The organism is Neisseria sp. P0001.S005, from assembly GCF_051963715.1.
The window spans coordinates 1-452 of the sequence record NZ_JBQCTZ010000603.1 but is presented as its reverse complement, the minus strand read 5'-3'; the positions used below and the strand labels follow the sequence as shown (position 1 = coordinate 452).

1 pseudogene is annotated in these 452 nt (G+C 51.5%); it reads right to left on the bottom strand.

The window, feature by feature from the left end:
- Positions 1-233 precede the first annotated feature (233 nt).
- A pseudogene (locus ACTHSP_RS21930) lies at positions 234-452 on the bottom strand (FAD-dependent oxidoreductase); the annotation flags it as partial.

Sequence of the window (452 nt, the reverse complement as noted above, 5' to 3'; positions counted from 1 at the left end):
ATTATTGAGGGCTTTTGGCGGGAGTTCTTCAGTGAGAAGTTCGATTAAAAGGGTTTGGGTTGTCATGTGCTTATCGTTAAATAGGAAATTGGTTTGGCGTCTGAATACAGCATCATGCGGTTTTCAGACGCAAGATTAATTGAATTGACGGCGATTTTATCATTTTCAGACGGCCTGTGGCTGTCTTTCACAAACAATTTGCCCGATTTTCAAGCACAACGTCCGCCACGGCTTCAATTTGCGGCATGGATATACGGCAAACCGCTGGCTTCGTCGTATTCGGGAACGTCGCTTCCGGCAAACAGCGCACCGGCCAAACGCACGGCCGCGCCGGTAACAGCCGGGGAAATCATAAAGCCGTGGCGGAACAGGCCGTTGACTTCAATCAGGCGGCGTTCGCGGTTGAAGCGGATTTCGGGGTTGTGGTGGTTTAAAGTCGGGCGCAGGCCGGT